Genomic DNA, 15,970 nt, shown 5'->3' with positions numbered 1-15,970 from the left:
CATGGCCTTTGGACAAGAAGATCCGAGTAAAACGGAAAAAGCCACCCCCAAGCGTCGGAAAAAAGCCCGCGGCGAGGGCAACGTTCCGAAAAGCAGTGAAATGAGCAAGGTCATGACCCTGCTCACGGGTGTGATCATGCTTCGGATCATGGTTCCCTACTTCTATGAGCGCCTGGGAGGTATCTACCGCTGGAGCTTGCATGATGCCGTTGGCATGGAACTGGATAAGCAGCGCGCCTACGAATTGTTCGTCTGGTGCGTCAAGGAAATCGCCCTGCTCGTCATGCCCATTCTTCTTGTCGTGGCGCTCATCGCTTTTCTGACCATGCGCCTGCAGGTCGGTCAGCTTTGGACGACCAAGGTGTTCAAGCCCAAATGGGGACGGATGTTCAACCTGGTCAAAGGGATCAAGCGCCTCATGATCAGCCCTCAGGCACTGTTCCGGCTGGGCAAAAGCGTGGGGCAGGCCGTTGCCGTGGGTATTGCTCCCGTGATCATCCTGCGCCAGGAGTACCCGAAGCTGATTACCCTCTTCGACATGACGCCGGAAGCCGTGGCCGTCTACATCCTCAGCATCGGCTACAAAATGGCCTGCTATGCCCTGATTCCCATGCTCATCATCGGCATCATCGACTTGATCTACAACCGCTGGAACTACGAAGAGCAGTTGAAAATGACCAAGGACGAAATCAAGGATGAACGCAAACAGGCTGAAGGTGACCCGGAAGTCCGCGCTGAACAGCGTAAAAAAATGATGGAAAGCATGGCCCAGCGCATGATGGAAAGCGTCCCCAAAGCGGACGTTGTGGTTACCAACCCGGTCCATCTGGCCATTGCGCTGAGCTACAACCCGCTCGATGCTCCTGCTCCCCTGGTACTGGCCAAAGGCTCGGGTGCCACGGCGGAACGCATTAAGGATATCGCCCGCGAACACAACATTCCCATCCGTGAAGACAAGCCTCTGGCACAGGCTTTGTATAAACAGGTGGAGATCGGGGACACCATCCCCGAGGAGCTGTTCCAGGCGGTTGCCGCGATTCTTGCCAGACTTGACAAATTCCGCGCCAATCGTTGATTCCCGGCTCCGCTCCAGCTGAAAGCCCAACCGAGCGAGGTGTCAAAAATATGGCCGGAACCAATACCAAGAACTTCCTCCAAAATATCGACTACGAACGCTTCGCCAAACAGGGAGATGTACTGCTGGCAGGCGGCGTGGTGGTTATTCTCTTCGTCATGCTGGTGCCGCTGCCGACCATCTTCCTGGACTTCATGCTTTCGGTGAGCATCTCGCTCGGGCTGGTGGTTTTGATCACGGCCATGTTCATGACCAGCCCCTTGGAATTCTCCATCTTTCCGTCACTTTTGCTGGTCACGACCCTGCTCCGTCTGGCCCTGAACGTGGCCACCACGCGCGTCATCCTGCTACACGGCGATGAAGGCACCTCAGCTGCGGGGTCGGTCATTCAAAGTTTTGGCGAATTCGTTGTGGGCGGCAACTACGTCATCGGAATCGTCATTTTTATGATCCTGTTCATTCTGAACAAGACCGTCATCGTCCAGGGCACCACACGCATCGCGGAAGTGGCCGCACGCTTCACCTTGGACGCCATGCCCGGTAAGCAGATGGCCATCGAGGCGGACCTCAATGCAGGACTCATCGACGAACAGCAAGCCGTGCAGCAACGCGAGAACATCCGTCGCGAGGCCGACTTCTACGGCGCCATGGACGGTGCGGGCAAGTTTGTTTCCGGAGACGTGAAAGCCGGCATGATGATCACCATGGTCAACATCATCGGTGGATTTCTCATCGGTATTCTGCAGAAAGGTATGGATTGGCGCGACGCCGCCTCCACCTACACCCTGCTGACCATCGGTGACGGCCTTGTGGCCACCATCCCTTCTCTCATCATTTCCACCTCTGCAGGCATCATTGTTTCACGCGCCGCCTCCGAAGCCAAGATGGGCGAAGAATTCATCGGTCAGCTGACGCTGCACCACAAAGCGCTGCAACTCGTTTCCGGCATCCTGGTGGTCTTCGCCATTGTTCCCGGCATGCCCACCATCCCCTTCCTGGTTCTTGCCGGATTGCTGTTCGGCCTGAGCCGACTTTCCCGCGCCCAGCAGCAATCTCTGCAAGGTGCCGAAGAGGACGGTGCCAAGGTGCCCGCCACCACCCTGGACACGCCCGAGGAAGTGCAATCCCTGCTGGCTCTGGATCAACTGGAACTGGAAGTGGGATACGGACTCATTCCTCTGGTGGATGAAGAGCAAAGCGGCAACCTGCTCTCCAGAATCCGTTCCATACGGCGGCAATTCGCTCTTGATATGGGCGTAATCGTCCCCTCACTGCACCTGCGGGACAATCTTCAGCTCAAGCCCGGTGAATATCGGGTCATGATCAAAGGCAACTCCGTGGCTTCGGCGGAAATTCTCATTGATCACTATCTGGCCATGGACCCGGGTGACGCCAAACATCGTATTCAGGGAGTGGACACCGTGGAACCGGCTTTCAACCTGCCTGCGGTCTGGATTCCCGAGGCACAAAAGGAAGAGGCCATGCTCGCCGGCTACACCGTGGTGGATCCTTCCACTGTGGTGGCCACGCACCTTACGGAAGTGTTCCGCAGAAACCTTCACGAATTCCTCGGCCGACAGGAAGTGCAGGAACTTTTGGACAACCTCTCGGAACGCGCACCCAAGGCCGTGGAAAACCTGGTGCCGGGCATCATGTCTCTGGGCGTGATGCAAAAAGTTCTGCAATCACTGGTGCAGGAAGGCGTTTCCATTCGCGACCTGCTGACCATCGTGGAGACCCTGGCCGACTATGGCACAGCCATTCAGGATCCGGCTCAGCTGACGGAATACGTGCGTTCCCGCATGGGGCGGACCATTCTCAAGCCTTACCTGGCTTCGGACGGCAGCCTGCCCATCCTGACCCTGGATCCGGATATTGATCAAGTACTTAACGACAGCCTGCGCCAGACCGACCAGGGTGCGTATCTTGCCCTGGAGCCAGGCTTGGCCCAGCGCATCATCCAGAACATCAACCAAACCCTGGACAACGCCGTGGGTACGGACGGCACCCCGGTACTGCTGGTGACGCCTCACCTGCGTACCCATCTGGCGCAGCTTACGGTTCGTTTTCTGCCGACACTGCCGGTTATTTCCCAGGCCGAAATTCCGGCGGACGTGAAAATCCACTCCCTGGCCGTGGTTAAGTTGAGCTAGCCCATGCAAGTAAAGACCTTCCATGCCAAAAGTACGGCTCAGGCGCTGCTCATGGTCAAGGACGCCCTGGGGGATGATGCCGTGATCCTGTCCAACCGCACCGTGGAGCACGACGGTGACAAAGTGTGCGAAATCATGGCCGCCGTGGAACGCGGCGAACAGAAAAAGCAGGCGCACGAGGCCGCCCAAGCCATCGGCAAGGTCCGGGCCGCCACCCAGGGAAGCAGAACAACCACGGCACGCCCCACCAAGGACGACGTTCTTACCGAAGCGCTGGACGCGGGAGTTCCCTTTGCCGAGGAATGGTGCCGAATCAAAGAGCACTTCACGACACTGCTCAAGCCACAGATGCGCCTTCAGGAATTGGCGCCACGGCAGCGCGTAGCCCTGGACTACCTGGAGCGGGAGGGCGTGGCCGACAGCGTGGTCATGGATGTGTATCAGGAATTACACGCGGACCCGAACCGGAGCATCCTGCCCATTCTGGACGGCATGGCCTCGGCGCGCCCCTTTGGCAACGGACAGTGGCCGCAAAAATTCCAGGCATTTGCCGGGCCGAACGGCACAGGCAAAACCTCCTGCTGTATCCGGCTGGCCCTGCAGGAAAAAAAACGCCGCCCCAAATCCCGCATCTGCGTGGTTAGCGCGGATCAACGGCGCGGCCAAGGGCGTTTAATACTCCGCCACTATGCCGATCTCTCGGGGCTGGCATTCCGGGAAGTGGCCACGGCCGAAGATTTTGCCCAGCTCAAGACCGAAGCGCATTTGTTTGATTTGGTGCTTTTGGATCTTCCCGGGCTGGAACGAAAGGAAGTGCTGGATTCCCGCCTGCTCACTCTGGGAATGCTTCCCCATGACGATTTTGCGGTGCATCTGGTTCTGCCCCCGTTTTACAACGAAGCGCAATACCGAAATCTCCTCAGCCGCTATCACGCCCAAAGCGTGCAAAGCCTCATCTGGACGAAACTGGACGAAGCCTGTACGTATGGAGCCATGCTCAACGTGGCGGCTCGAACCGGTCTGCCCGTTTCGGCCCTGTCCTACGGCGCTGGGTTTCGGGAGGCGATCCAACCGGCCGAAACCGAAATGATGTGGCGGCTCCTGTTCAAACATCAGCTGCCCGGACAGAACAACTCCAAGGAGCATGCATAACCCATGAGCGATCATCTTCCCCTGGTTTTTTCCGTCACCTCCGGCAAGGGCGGAGTCGGCAAAACCAACCTCTCCGTCAACATGGCCTGCACCCTGGCGGATCAGGGAAAAAACGTGGTATTGTTGGATGCGGACCTCGGTCTGGCCAATGTGGACGTGGTGCTCGGGCTGGCACCCAAGTACAATCTGTTCCACTTGTTTCACGAAGGCGCGTCCCTGGACAAGATCCTCATGGAAACACCCTATGGATTTCGCATCCTGCCTGCCGCCTCCGGAGTAAGCGACATGGTCACCCTTTCCACCGGCCAAAAGCTGGAACTGCTGGAAGCCATGGACGTGCTGGAAGACGATCTGGATTACCTGATTGTTGACACCGGTGCGGGCATTAACGATAATGTTTTATATTTCAACATTGCGGCCCAGGAACGACTGCTCGTTCTCACACCAGAACCCACGTCGCTCACCGATGCCTATGCCCTGATCAAGGTGCTCAAAGTGCACCACGGGGTGGAACGCTTTCGCGTTTTAATCAACATGGTCCGGGACGAACGGGCGGCCAAGGAAGTGTATCTCAAGCTCTCCAATGCCTGCGACCACTTCCTCAGCGGGGTTTCGCTGGACCTTGTAGGCTTTGTGCCTATGGATCCGGCCGTACGTAAGGCAGTCGTGGAACAGCGTCCCTTCATCCAGTCCGCGCCGAACGGTCCGGCCGGTGTTGCGCTTCGCAAGGCGGTTCAACGCATCAACAAATGGAAAGCAGCATCCAACGTCGATGGCAATATTAAATTCTTCTGGAAAAAGCTCCTCTTCCAAGAGCGATCCGTGGCATGACCTGGAAAGCGGCCGGGTTGCCTGGGCAGACTTTTCGCCCAAGCAGCAGGAGGCCATTGTCAGGCATTTCGCCCCGAAGATCCGCATTCTTGCGTTGAGGCTGAAGGCAAAACTTCCACAGAGCGTGGAACTCTCCGAGCTGATGAGCGCGGGGAGCCTCGGGCTGTTGGACGCCTTGAAGAAGTTCGACCCCACCCTGGGCATCAAATTTGATACCTACTCGGAAAACCGCATCAAAGGCGCGATGCTCGACGAATTGCGCCGCATGGACTGGTTTTCCCGAGGACTGCGGCACAAGGTCAAAACCATTGAGGAAGCGTCCCGCCAGATCGAACACAAAACAGGCCGGCAGGCCACAGCCAGGCAAATTGAAAAGCACACGGGCATGAGCGCGAAGGAAGTGCAGCAGGGTATGGAGGCGTTGCAAAACCAACTCTGCATCAGCCTGGATAATTTTCAGGAAAATCTGGTGGGTGGAAAAAACGCCCTTGGAGAAAATGAACCCTACCAGTCCGCCGCATTCCAGGAAATGGTGGACAAGGTCGCCCTTTTGATTGAAGAGTTGACTCCACGGGAAAAACTCGTCATCTCCCTATACTATGGGGAAGAACTGAACATGAAGGAAACCGCCGAAGTCATGGACATCACCGAAGGACGCGTTTCCCAATTGCATTCCCAAGCCCTGCTCAAGCTGCGAGCCAAGTACCGCGACCGGTTTGACGCGGAATAACCCTCAACTTTACAGAGACTAAAGACGCATGAAAAAGCACCCGAAAATGCGCATTCTGGTGGTGGACGACTTTTCCACCATGCGGCGAATCATCAAAAACATCCTGCGACAGCTCGGATACGACAACGTGGTGGAAGCCGACGACGGCACTACGGCATGGGAAGTTCTGAACAAAGACAATATTGATTTCATTGTTTCGGACTGGAACATGCCGCAGATGACGGGCATCGAATTGCTCCGCAAAGTCCGCTCCAGCGAAGAGTACTCGGACATTCCCTTTCTTATGGTCACGGCTGAGGCTCAGCAGGAAAACATCATTGAGGCGGTTCAGGCGAAGGTCAACAATTACATCGTCAAACCCTTCACACCGGAGACGCTTGGTCAAAAAATCGACAAGATCTTTGGTGGGTAACTTCCCGGGAAGGTGACGCATGGTTTTCATGGTGGCGGACGAGCCGGACGAAGTCCTGGAAACGCCGGAAGGCGACCTCGAGGGCGAGGGGACACTCAAGGCCCAGCTTGACGACACAGAAATCTCCCGTGCGTCCCAAAAGGTCGACCTGGACCTGGACGATGCTCCGTTTTTGGAGGAGGAGGAAGAGGAAGAAGAGGTTCTGGAAGAGGAACCCCTTACCGACGAAACCGAAGAAACGCCCCAAAAACGACGCAAGGCTCCGGCCTGGGCCCAAAACAAACTGCTGCTCATCGGCTTGCTTGTGGGGCTGTTGCTCGGGGCCGGATCCTTTTTCCTCTTTTCCGGTTCTGAAGCCCCTCCGGAAGAACCACCAGCTCCGGCAGAAGTCGCTGAACAGCCTGCTCCGGGGGAAGAACCCCTGCCTCAGGAAACAGCAGAACCGGCTCTGGAACCGGAAACCGTCGTGGAAGAAGAGTCTCCGCCCCCCGGGGAATCCCTTGTTCGGCTTGATCCCTTCCTGATCGAACAGCGCGACGACGAGGGAGAACTTCGATTCCTTGAGGTCAGCCTGGTCTTTGCCACTCCGGATATGGCGCTGGCTTCCAACCTCACCCGGGAAAGTCCCACAGTGCGTTACGCGCTTTATTATTACATGCGGAATAAGGATCTTCAGTTTTTGACCGATGAGAACAATACGGAGCAATTAAAAAAGGAACTACTGGCCGTGGTCAATCAGTACATGTCCGCAGGTCGGTTCGAGACGATCCTTTTTGAAAAATACCTGGTGAGGTGAAGCCATGTCTTCTCCCATCGATTACCCGATCCTGGTTTCCCAGCTGCCTTTCGTCAGCAAGCTGGCCACGGCGGAACAAACACACCCCGAGGTCCGCCAGGAACAGTTCGCCAACCTGCTGAGCCAACAGCAGCAGGCAGAACGCGCACGGGTCAAGGAAATCGAAAAAAAGGAGAAGAGCAGCACCGTAACCCGTGACGGCGGCGGTTCCGGCCAGGGCCAAACGGGTCAACAGGCGCGGGAAAAGTCCCCGCCCAAGGAAGAACCGCCTCTCGCTTCCAATGCCTCTCCCTGGTCCGGAAACATCATCAACAAGCGAGTCTGATTCCGCATGGACAACACCGGCATCCTCCTCATTCTTTTCACCGTTATCGAACTCGTTCTTCTGGGTGTGGTCACGGCGTTCTTCATGCGCTTGAAAAAATCAGAAGCGCTGGTGTCCACCCTGCAGGAACGCCAGGAAGAATTCCTCAACCGGCTGCAATTTAATGCGCAATTGGAACAAGAGCTGGTGCAGTCCTTCCAGCAGCGACAAAAACAGCTTACGGCTTTGGACGAGCAACTGGAAACCCAGGCCAAGCGACTGGAAAAACTTCTGGCCCAGGCTCGGGAATACAGCAAATCGCCCAGCTTCCTGCGGCAAATCATCCTATCCGGCCACAAGGAAGGCGCCTCCCCCGAACGACTGGCCAAATCCACCGGGCTTTCTTTGGAAGAGGTACAGCTGATCATTGATCAGGCCGGATAGCCCCGGATTTTCGCCATGCCCTCCCAATCAAACGGCCCTCATCCGCCCTACAGCTCCGGGGACCAACGCCGCGGCACCCGCTTTCGGCGCCGACATACCCCGGGTGATCTCGTGGCCGGACGTGTCGTGCGTAATGCGGGCGAAGGCATGGCCTGGGTCGATTTTGAAGGCGAAGCCCTGCTCACCAACATGTCTCCCTGCCCGGCTCCCGGCACCATGCTTACTTTTGAGGTTTTGCGCACTCACCCGGAAATCCAACTTCGCGAAGCCCGTGGCGCGGCCAACACCGCCAGCGGACTATCCCGCCAGATTCATGACTTTTTTGCGGCCCGATCCGCATTTGAAGCCCGGCTGGCGCAAGGAGACCACACCACAGGAACGGACCAAGCGTCCTTTCTCCAAGCACTCCCGCCCGGTGCCACTGAATTGTACGCTCGCGTCAACGACTGCGTCCGCGCCATCAATGACATCATCCGCGAACAGCGAAGCGACCGGCTTTCCTATCCTCCGTGGCTGGCTCCACATGCCAGAGAACTGGAGCTGCTTTGCACCCCGCCGGACGCGGCATGGGGCCACGCCGTATTGGGACTTCGCACCGCCCGATTCGGGGCGGTGCAGATTCGAGCAGTCCTTCGCTCCCCGCAACTTCGCTGCCGTGTCTACGCCGAACACCCCCAAGGAGCGGAACGCCTGGTCCCGTTGCTGGTTGTTGCCCTGCCCAGATCGGAAACGTCCTGGGAGGTGGAATCGGGCCGGGCCGAACGACTCCCGAAACGCCATCGTGGAGGGTTGCCTGCGGAATTATTGGCACCAATACCTCCACATTTTTCGCTCTAACAGCGCTGTTGGAAAAAACGCACAGTTAAGAGGCTGCTTCTAAGACATCAAATCGTCGCGTGCAGGAAGTACCCGTCGTCCTGATTTTTTTGCGCCTTGCACCCGCACCTTGGTGACCAGCCAGGATATTGTTTTCTTCAATGGTCAGCGAACACGTTGTTGGAAAAACGATACGTCCCCATTGCACAAACAAAAAGCTCCGCAAATGCGGAGCTTTTTTGTGCGACGACCGGGAGTTTCCCAAAACACTCCCGCAGACCTTGGAGTACTGATGCCTACACGGGAACCGGAGCGGGTTCCATAACCCCGCCACGTTCCGGTTTCTCTTTGGAAGCGGGGCGCACGGGCAGAGGCCGCGAGACCTCTTCCAAATACTCTTCGGCGTTTTCCTGCAGATGGCGGAGAAATTTGTTGTTCAGCTCATGCCCGGAGGCAAAGATTTCAAAACGGCCAAGCAACGGCTGATTCAGCACTGCGATATCGCCGATAAAATCAAGCAGCTTGTGACGCACGAATTCATCTTCATAGCGCAGGCCTTCCTCGTTCAGCACCGCGTAATCATCCAAAACAACGGCGTTGTCCAGGGAACCGCCAAGAGCCAGACCATTAGCATGCAGATATTCAACTTCCTTGAGGAAACCGAATGTCCGGGCCTTGGCCACTTCACTGGCAAATCGTTCGGGGCTCACATCCAGAGCCAAATTCTGGCGACCAATGGCGGAATGGGCGAATTCAATGGTGTAGTCCACGAACAGACCGTCATAGGGGCTGGCTTTGATGAACTTCCCGTTCTGCTCGAAGAGCATGGGCTTCTTTACGGCCAAGCAGGTCCGGGGCTTGCTCAACGTACGCAGTCCGGCTTCCCTAAGGAGGTAAACGAACGGAGCGGCACTGCCGTCCATGATCGGCAGTTCGCTGCCGTCGACATCAATAAGGATGTTGTCGATGCCCATACCGCGCACAGCGGCCATGAGATGCTCCACAGTGGAGACGGAAGCGGATTCGTTGCCCAAGGTGGTGGCCAATCCGGTGCTCACCACGAGTTCTGGCGTAGGGGTCAGAAAAACGGAGCCGGAGCCGTTCCGAACGGAAAAAAGGATCCCGGTATCTTCCGTGGCGGGCCGCAAAGTCAAGCCGACTTGTTTTCCACTATGAAGTCCAGTTCCGGTGCAGCGAATTGTCGAATGAATCGTGGTCTGTAGCATGTCGCCTCCTGGCCCCACATAAGCAAAATAGATACCAACACTCACACTTTTCTATCTAGCTGAAAAGAAACAATAAATCACAACGAACCAGCACCCGAAAACTGTTTCAAAAACGCCAATCGTGGCAAGATCACAACACCATTTGCAGCATTTTCGCCACTGCGAAACAATGTCCCTCAATCCCGGGTTCGCCAAGCCATCAACATGCGGTCTCGCCCAGCAAGATCAGGCGCAATCCGGGCATCCCGAAACCCGCTTGCAGCGTCTTGAAATAGACGCAGCACGCCCGATCCCTGCTGCCAGCCGATCTCCACAAGCAACAAGCCGCCAGGACGCAAGCTCTGCGCCGCCATGGGCGCAAGCCGCCGGACATGGTCCAGGCCATCCTCCCCCGGACCGCCGCTCACCAGCGCTCCACGCGGCTCAAAGTCCGCCACTTCCCGACTCAGCTCCAAATATTCCTCGTGAGTGACGTATGGTGGATTGCTCACCACCAGATCCACCCCGCCGACCGGCAAAGGACGCCCCATATCGCCCTCAACGAAAACAAGCCGGTCATCCACGGCATTGCGGCGGGCATTGGACTGGGCCACGCGCAATGCGGCAACGCTCTGATCCAAGCCAACCCCCAAGGAATAGGACAGAGAAGCCGCCAATGCCACGGCCAGCGCTCCGGACCCGGTTCCCAAATCCAGAAAACGGACCGGCGCGGAATCATGCAGATGATCCAACGCGGCATCCACGAGTAATTCTGTTTCCGGGCGCGGTATGAGCACATCCGGCGTCACAAAAAAGGGTAGACCATAAAATTCCTGTTCCCCGAGCAAATAAGCCACAGGCTCCCCCCGCTCCCTGCGGCCCACCAGGATTTCAAACGCCGCCAGTTCCGCGTCCGTGAGTGTCCGGCGGTGCTCCATGAGGAGTTGTTCCGGAGTGCGCAACAAGGCTTTCCCCGCCAAAAGGCGGGCGGACAGAGCAGGAGAATCCACCCCGGCCCGATGCAATCGCTCTGTCGCATTTCTAAGCGCCTTGCCCAACTCCATACCCAGCCTCCTGTACCCGCCATCCTTTCAAAATAAAACGCCCGGGCAGGTCTGATGGAACAGTCCCGCATCGGGCGCTTAACCGCGCTTCCAACGTTACAATACGTTGTCGGCTCGGCGCGTGGTTTAATTACCGGCCTGACTCTTCAACGCCTCAGCCTGATAATGCGCACTCAGGGCGTTCACAAAATCATCCAGATCGCCTTCCATAACCTGATCCAGCTTGTAAAGCGTCAGGTTGATGCGGTGATCGGAAACGCGCCCCTGCGGAAAGTTATAAGTACGGATGCGCTCGGAACGGTCACCGGTTCCGACCTGGGAACGCCGGTTGGCGTCCTGCTCGGCCTTGGCCTTCTCCTGCTCCATCTGCAACAGCCTGGAACGCAGCACTTTCAAAGCCTTGGCCTTGTTCTTATGCTGCGATTTCTCGTCCTGACACGTAACCACCAGTCCGGTGGGCAAGTGCGTCAGGCGAATAGCTGAATCCGTGGTGTTCACGGACTGACCGCCCGGACCGGAGGAACGGTACACGTCAACCCGGATTTCGTCGGGCTTGATGTCCATGTCCACTTCCTCGGCTTCCGGCAAGATCGCCACAGTCACGGCCGAAGTATGAATGCGTCCCTGGGACTCGGTAGCCGGGACACGCTGCACGCGATGGGTGCCGGATTCATATTTCAAGTGGCTGTAGACCCGTTCCCCGGAAATATTGACGATAACTTCTTTAAGTCCGCCCGTGCCGGTTTCGTGCTGCTCCATCAGTTCGGCTTTCCAGCGCTTCTCCTCGGCGTAGCGGGAATACATGCGAAAAAGATCAGCAGCAAACAGCGCAGCCTCCTCGCCACCGGTACCAGCCCGAATTTCGAGGATAATGTTTTTTTCATCCAAGGGATCCTTGGGCAGCAGAAGCACCTTCAGGTCTTCGGTCAATTCTTCCAGACGCTCTTCCAAATCCGGAATCTCGGCCTGGGCCATTTCCCGAATGTCGGGATCCTTATCCCGCAACAATTCCTTGTTGTCGGCAAGATCACCAGAAATCTTTTTATATTCACGATATACCCGGACCACCTCGCCCAATTCACTATGGCTTTTGGTGACCTTGCGGTACCGCTCCTGGTCATTAAAAATATCAGGTTCCGCAAGCTGCTGTTCCAGCTCGTCGTAGGAAGCCTCAATCTCGTTAAGTTTTTTAAACATTTAGGCGCCCTCCTCGGAAACGGCGCATTCCAGGGCCGCAATGGCCACTTCGATCTGTGCGTCGTCGGGTTCCTTGGTGGTCAGCCCCTGCAACAGCAGACCCGGCCAACAAAGCATCCGGCACAGGACATTCCGGTGGAATTTTCCGGAAAACCGAATCAATTCGTAGGACAGACTGCTCACCGGCACCATGAGCAACAGCTTCAGCGCCACGATATACAGATGCTTGAGCACGAAGTGTTCCGGCGCCCATATCATGAGCAGCAGCGGAACAAGCACGGTGAACAGAATGATGGACAAAGCCAGCACGAACAACAAAAACGCGGTGCCGCAACGGGGGTGCAGCCGGCTGTATTGCCTTGCTTCGGACGGCACAAGGCGGGAACCGTTTTCAAAGGTCCAGATGGTTTTGTGTTCGGCCCCATGATACTGGAACACCCGACGGATGTCCGGCATCAGGGAAATAGCCAGAATGTATCCGACAAACATGAGAATCTTGAACAGGCCATCCCATATATGAAAGGACAAAGCGTTCACGTCGCCGGAAAGCCCCCACCACTGCATGACCACGGAGAAGAAATGGGGCAGCACGACAAAAAGCCCCAGGGCAAAGGCCAGGGCCGCCACCAGGGTGAGTACGAGATGCCACGTGGACAGCCCGCTTTTTTCTTCGCCGGTTTCCTCGTCCTCTTCCACGAGGGCTTCTTCCGCAGACCAGTTCAACGCCTTGATGCCGTTGACCATCGTTTCCAGCAGAACGGGAAAACCGCGAACAAACGGTTTTTTGAGCCAGGGACGATTCGTGAGTGAAAACCAGGGACGCAACTCCACCTTGATTTCCCCGTCCGGACGCCGAACGGCAATGGCCAGCCGGTCACGGGCGCGCATCATAACGCCCTCGATCACGGCCTGACCGCCCACGGAAAGCTTGGGAGCAGCGCAGAGTAAACGAGTCAATTTCACGGGAACCTCACTGTGGAAAGACGTTCAGCCACCCACCGAGGATAATATTTGCCCCGGAAAAGTAAAGCACGTCCGGGGGCAGCCGGCCCGCCGAACAAACAAGAACGCCTCCATTGGGCAGGCCCAACAGAGGCATTTCTCGCGGCCACGGCCCGAAACAGGGCCGCTACTTGTCGTCGCCCTGACTGAACTTGGCGTACTTCTTCCGGAAACGGTCGATACGACCGGCAGTGTCAACAAAACGCTGCTTACCGGTGTAGAAGGGGTGGCACTGGGAACAGATTTCCACTTCGATCTGCTCTCCCTTGGTGGAGAGGATCTCAGTTTCAAAGCCGCAGTGGCAATGAATTTTGGCCTTATAAACTTTGGGATGGATATCCTTTCTCATGACGGTCTCCTGTCATTGATTGCGTGGAGCGGAGTTATATAGCCGGTATCGCCTCGTTTGGCAAGAGGCAATACTCGACCTTCGACGATTTCCCGGCACCACGTGGAAAAAGCGGTGCCAAGGTGCGTCTACCGCCCGAGCGCTGTCGCGCAACGGCGCACCACGAGGTGCAGCGCGAACGTGCCCAGGATGGTGACAAGGGTCGGTCCCACCAACAACCCGAACGGCTTCAGCTGGTAATACAAGGCAACGCCAAGTGCAAGACTTATCGTGGCTGCCGGATCCCAGGATGTTTTTCTTTTATCGGTGCGCAGCACATAATAATCCGCCAACAAAATGGCCACCAACGGCGCGAATACGGAACCCAACGCATACAGGAACCATTCATACTTGGTAATGGGTACATACATGGCAAGCACGGTGCCGATCACCGCGAACACCACGGAAGTCCAACGACGGCTCAACCTGGGGAAGATATTCAGACTGGAAACAGCGGCGGAGTAAACGTCCAGAAACGTAGTGGTAATGGTGGACAAACCGATAATGCCCAAGGCCACCATGCCCAGATTGGCCGCCAGCATCATGGACGCGGGATCAAAGCTGCCCGAGTGCAGCGCTCCCAGGATGCCGATGCCGTACATCCAGCAACTGCCCAAAAAATAACCCAGCAGCGGCGCGAGCCAGGAAGCGGTGCGCGTCTTGGCCATGCTCGTATAATCGGAGATGAGCGGAAACCAGGACAGCGGCATGATGATGGCCATTTCAAAACCGAAATGAAACGGCCCGTCTCCGCCTGCGCCGGCAATGGCCTCCGGCCGGGACAGCAGCACCCAGCTGAGCACCACGGTCAACACGAGCAGCAGGCTCACCGCGACCATATTCAGCCATTTGAAACCGCGAATCCCCAAAAAAACCCACAATCCGATGAACGCCCCAACAACGGCGGAAAGCAAAATCTGATTGTCCAGCCCCCAGAGTGCGGTGGTCAGGCCGTTGAGCGCTCCGCCGCCCAAGAGCACCATCCAGGCCGTCCAGCCAAGTAGCTGAAACACGTTGATGACGGAGATGAGATACGAACCCTGGCGGCCAAAGGAAATACGGGTGGACATGATGGCGGGAAGGCGTTCGCGGAATCCGATCCAGCCCGCCAGCACAAGGAGTGCGGTTCCGGCCAGATGTCCCAATACATTGGCCCACAGGGCTTTTTCCAGCCCCAGATCGGCAAGCAGGCCACCGGTAAGAATTTCGGCCACGGAAACGGCCGCACCAAACCAGAGAAAAAACAGATTGGCAAAGGAAAGTTGGTGTTTGGACATAAAAAAGCCCCTTCAGATGATGTTCAAGGGGCACTGCGCGAAAAGAGGTGCAAATTTGTATTGCGCCAGATTCCGTACGGCAGTGCGAACTGCTTCACGTTCCAAGGGTGTGATCTCAGCTTCGGCTCAAGCGAAGCACCCCCATCGGCAAAATCGACGGCTATCAAAAAGCCGTAACGGAATCAAGCGGACCCCGACAATAAATCGAGGTCCGCTGTAGCACAAAAATCCTATTTTTCGGTGAACAAATGCACATCCTGCTGAGGAAACGGAATGGTCACGCCCTGTTCGTCGAATGTTTCCTTGATGGAACGGATCAGATCAAACCGGACAGACCAGTAATCGTCCGTCCGAACCCAGGGCCGCACCACAAAATTCACGCTGCTGTCCCCCAGTTCCGACACCGCGACCATGGGTTCCGGCTCCTTGAGGATACGCTCGTCCGCGGCGAGAAGACCTTCTAAAATTCCCTTGGCCTTGGAAATAATGTCTCCGTATCCGATTCCCACTACCAGATCGATGCGCCGCGTATCATTGGCCGTCACATTCACGATGACGTTCCCAAGGATGCTGGAGTTGGGGACGTAGACCTTTTGGTTGTCCGGCGTGGCCAGCTCGGTGTTGAACAAATTCACGGCCATGACCGTTCCCGAGGTGCCGCCCACCGTGACATAGTCGCCCACACGGAAAAATCGGAAAAAGATGAGCAATACGCCCGCCGCAAAGTTGGACAGGGAATCCTTGAGCGCCAGGCCAACGGCCAAACCAGCGGCGCCGAGCACTGCCAGAAACGATGTCACATTGATGCCAAGCTGTCCGAGGGCCGCTATGCCGACGGCCGTCACAAGCAGATAATGCAGGGCATTGCGTACAAAACTGACCAGAATGACATCAACGCCGCCCTTTTCCATCAGCCGTCCCACCAACGAGGACAGCCGTCGGGAAAGCACGAAGCCGACCCAGAACAAAATCAGGGCGACCACGAGACGCAAACCATACTGTCCCACCCAATACACAAGCATGTCCACCATGGATTGCAGCATGGAGGCATTGAACTGAATTCCGTCCATCATTTCTCCTTCGGTATGGAATGACCAATCGTTGTCGGATACCACGCGTTTTTC

The 15,970-nt window shown here is 56.6% G+C and carries 17 protein-coding genes and 1 riboswitch; of the genes, 10 read left to right on the top strand and 7 right to left on the bottom strand.

The genetic code is table 11. From position 1 onward, the window contains the following. Position 1: 1 nt before the first annotated feature. Genes flhB through B5D49_RS10015 form a run of 10 tightly spaced genes read left to right on the top strand, consistent with a single transcriptional unit; the run spans position 2 to position 8,734 of the window. The gene (gene flhB, locus B5D49_RS10060; protein ID WP_078717569.1) at positions 2-1,075 is read left to right on the top strand and encodes a flagellar biosynthesis protein FlhB; all 1,074 of its coding nucleotides are present in this window, start codon (positions 2-4) and stop codon (positions 1,073-1,075) included. Positions 1,076-1,125: 50 nt separating this feature from the next. Beyond that, complete coding sequence (flhA, locus tag B5D49_RS10055) at positions 1,126-3,228, top strand: flagellar biosynthesis protein FlhA (RefSeq protein WP_078717568.1); 2,103 nt, start codon at positions 1,126-1,128, stop codon at positions 3,226-3,228. Between the two features lie 3 nt (positions 3,229-3,231). Next, entirely contained in the window at positions 3,232-4,380 is a 1,149-nt protein-coding gene (locus tag B5D49_RS10050; protein ID WP_078717567.1) for a flagellar biosynthesis protein FlhF, read from the top strand. Between the two features lie 3 nt (positions 4,381-4,383). After that, positions 4,384-5,211: a MinD/ParA family protein gene (locus B5D49_RS10045; RefSeq protein ID WP_078717566.1), complete on the top strand. Its 828-nt coding sequence runs from the start codon at positions 4,384-4,386 to the stop codon at positions 5,209-5,211. Next, positions 5,153-5,941 (top strand): FliA/WhiG family RNA polymerase sigma factor, encoded by a 789-nt coding sequence (locus tag B5D49_RS10040; protein WP_078717565.1) that lies wholly within the window; start codon positions 5,153-5,155, stop codon positions 5,939-5,941. The genes B5D49_RS10045 and B5D49_RS10040 overlap by 59 nt, the downstream gene beginning before the upstream one ends. 28 nt (positions 5,942-5,969) lie before the next feature. After that, positions 5,970-6,353 carry a chemotaxis response regulator CheY gene (locus B5D49_RS10035; protein ID WP_078717564.1) on the top strand — a complete coding sequence of 128 codons (384 nt, stop codon included), beginning with the start codon at positions 5,970-5,972 and terminating at the stop codon, positions 6,351-6,353. Positions 6,354-6,372: 19 nt separating this feature from the next. Further along, entirely contained in the window at positions 6,373-7,149 is a 777-nt protein-coding gene (locus B5D49_RS10030; protein ID WP_078717563.1) for a flagellar basal body-associated FliL family protein, read from the top strand. 4 nt (positions 7,150-7,153) lie between these two features. After that, a complete protein-coding gene (locus B5D49_RS10025) occupies positions 7,154-7,474 on the top strand; it encodes a hypothetical protein (protein WP_078717562.1) in 321 nt (106 codons plus the stop codon). 6 nt (positions 7,475-7,480) lie between these two features. After that, positions 7,481-7,897 (top strand): hypothetical protein, encoded by a 417-nt coding sequence (locus B5D49_RS10020; protein WP_078717561.1) that lies wholly within the window; start codon positions 7,481-7,483, stop codon positions 7,895-7,897. Positions 7,898-7,912: 15 nt separating this feature from the next. Further along, positions 7,913-8,734 (top strand): hypothetical protein, encoded by an 822-nt coding sequence (locus B5D49_RS10015; RefSeq protein ID WP_078717560.1) that lies wholly within the window; start codon positions 7,913-7,915, stop codon positions 8,732-8,734. A gap of 275 nt (positions 8,735-9,009) precedes the next feature. On the opposite strand, the gene lpxC is transcribed toward B5D49_RS10015, so the two are convergent. The 7 genes from lpxC to B5D49_RS09980 all read right to left on the bottom strand — a co-directional run bounded on the left by lpxC (position 9,010) and on the right by B5D49_RS09980 (position 15,916). Further along, the gene (gene lpxC / locus B5D49_RS10010) at positions 9,010-9,939 is read right to left on the bottom strand and encodes a UDP-3-O-acyl-N-acetylglucosamine deacetylase (RefSeq protein WP_078717559.1); all 930 of its coding nucleotides are present in this window, start codon (positions 9,937-9,939) and stop codon (positions 9,010-9,012) included. Between the two features lie 176 nt (positions 9,940-10,115). Then, the gene (prmC, locus tag B5D49_RS10005) at positions 10,116-10,982 is read right to left on the bottom strand and encodes a peptide chain release factor N(5)-glutamine methyltransferase (RefSeq protein WP_078717558.1); all 867 of its coding nucleotides are present in this window, start codon (positions 10,980-10,982) and stop codon (positions 10,116-10,118) included. Between the two features lie 126 nt (positions 10,983-11,108). Continuing rightward, entirely contained in the window at positions 11,109-12,179 is a 1,071-nt protein-coding gene (prfA, locus tag B5D49_RS10000) for a peptide chain release factor 1 (protein WP_078717557.1), read from the bottom strand. Continuing rightward, complete coding sequence (locus tag B5D49_RS09995; RefSeq protein WP_327083019.1) at positions 12,180-13,142, bottom strand: DUF1385 domain-containing protein; 963 nt, start codon at positions 13,140-13,142, stop codon at positions 12,180-12,182. A gap of 166 nt (positions 13,143-13,308) precedes the next feature. Beyond that, positions 13,309-13,530, bottom strand: coding sequence for a 50S ribosomal protein L31 (gene rpmE, locus B5D49_RS09990; protein WP_078717555.1), 222 nt, complete (start codon positions 13,528-13,530; stop codon positions 13,309-13,311). Positions 13,531-13,658: 128 nt separating this feature from the next. Further along, positions 13,659-14,846, bottom strand: a complete 1,188-nt coding sequence (gene cytX / locus B5D49_RS09985) for a putative hydroxymethylpyrimidine transporter CytX (protein ID WP_078717554.1) — start codon at positions 14,844-14,846, stop codon at positions 13,659-13,661. Between the two features lie 54 nt (positions 14,847-14,900). Then, positions 14,901-14,999, bottom strand: a riboswitch (TPP riboswitch). 77 nt (positions 15,000-15,076) lie between these two features. Continuing rightward, entirely contained in the window at positions 15,077-15,916 is an 840-nt protein-coding gene (locus tag B5D49_RS09980) for a mechanosensitive ion channel family protein (protein ID WP_078717553.1), read from the bottom strand. Positions 15,917-15,970: the final 54 nt, after the last annotated feature.

The sequence above is a fragment of the Paucidesulfovibrio gracilis DSM 16080 genome, from assembly GCF_900167125.1.
Classification (GTDB): Bacteria; Desulfobacterota; Desulfovibrionia; order Desulfovibrionales; family Desulfovibrionaceae; genus Paucidesulfovibrio; species Paucidesulfovibrio gracilis.
The sequence above is the reverse complement of the archived record's forward strand: the minus strand, read 5'-3'. Positions and strand labels throughout refer to the sequence as shown.

What these genes read in the sequence shown, in the direction of transcription:
- flhB (WP_078717569.1), top strand. Translation starts at nt 2, where the DNA reads ATGGCCTTTGGACAAGAAGATCCGAGTAAAACGGAAAAAGCCACCCCC.
- flhA (WP_078717568.1), top strand. Translation starts at nt 1,126, where the DNA reads ATGGCCGGAACCAATACCAAGAACTTCCTCCAAAATATCGACTACGAA.
- B5D49_RS10050 (WP_078717567.1), top strand. Translation starts at nt 3,232, where the DNA reads ATGCAAGTAAAGACCTTCCATGCCAAAAGTACGGCTCAGGCGCTGCTC.
- B5D49_RS10045 (WP_078717566.1), top strand. Translation starts at nt 4,384, where the DNA reads ATGAGCGATCATCTTCCCCTGGTTTTTTCCGTCACCTCCGGCAAGGGC.
- B5D49_RS10040 (WP_078717565.1), top strand. Translation starts at nt 5,153, where the DNA reads ATGGCAATATTAAATTCTTCTGGAAAAAGCTCCTCTTCCAAGAGCGAT.
- B5D49_RS10035 (WP_078717564.1), top strand. Translation starts at nt 5,970, where the DNA reads ATGAAAAAGCACCCGAAAATGCGCATTCTGGTGGTGGACGACTTTTCC.
- B5D49_RS10030 (WP_078717563.1), top strand. Translation starts at nt 6,373, where the DNA reads ATGGTTTTCATGGTGGCGGACGAGCCGGACGAAGTCCTGGAAACGCCG.
- B5D49_RS10025 (WP_078717562.1), top strand. Translation starts at nt 7,154, where the DNA reads ATGTCTTCTCCCATCGATTACCCGATCCTGGTTTCCCAGCTGCCTTTC.
- B5D49_RS10020 (WP_078717561.1), top strand. Translation starts at nt 7,481, where the DNA reads ATGGACAACACCGGCATCCTCCTCATTCTTTTCACCGTTATCGAACTC.
- B5D49_RS10015 (WP_078717560.1), top strand. Translation starts at nt 7,913, where the DNA reads ATGCCCTCCCAATCAAACGGCCCTCATCCGCCCTACAGCTCCGGGGAC.
- lpxC (WP_078717559.1), bottom strand. Translation starts at nt 9,939, where the DNA reads ATGCTACAGACCACGATTCATTCGACAATTCGCTGCACCGGAACTGGA.
- prmC (WP_078717558.1), bottom strand. Translation starts at nt 10,982, where the DNA reads ATGGAGTTGGGCAAGGCGCTTAGAAATGCGACAGAGCGATTGCATCGG.
- prfA (WP_078717557.1), bottom strand. Translation starts at nt 12,179, where the DNA reads ATGTTTAAAAAACTTAACGAGATTGAGGCTTCCTACGACGAGCTGGAA.
- rpmE (WP_078717555.1), bottom strand. Translation starts at nt 13,530, where the DNA reads ATGAGAAAGGATATCCATCCCAAAGTTTATAAGGCCAAAATTCATTGC.
- cytX (WP_078717554.1), bottom strand. Translation starts at nt 14,846, where the DNA reads ATGTCCAAACACCAACTTTCCTTTGCCAATCTGTTTTTTCTCTGGTTT.
- B5D49_RS09980 (WP_078717553.1), bottom strand. Translation starts at nt 15,916, where the DNA reads ATGGACGGAATTCAGTTCAATGCCTCCATGCTGCAATCCATGGTGGAC.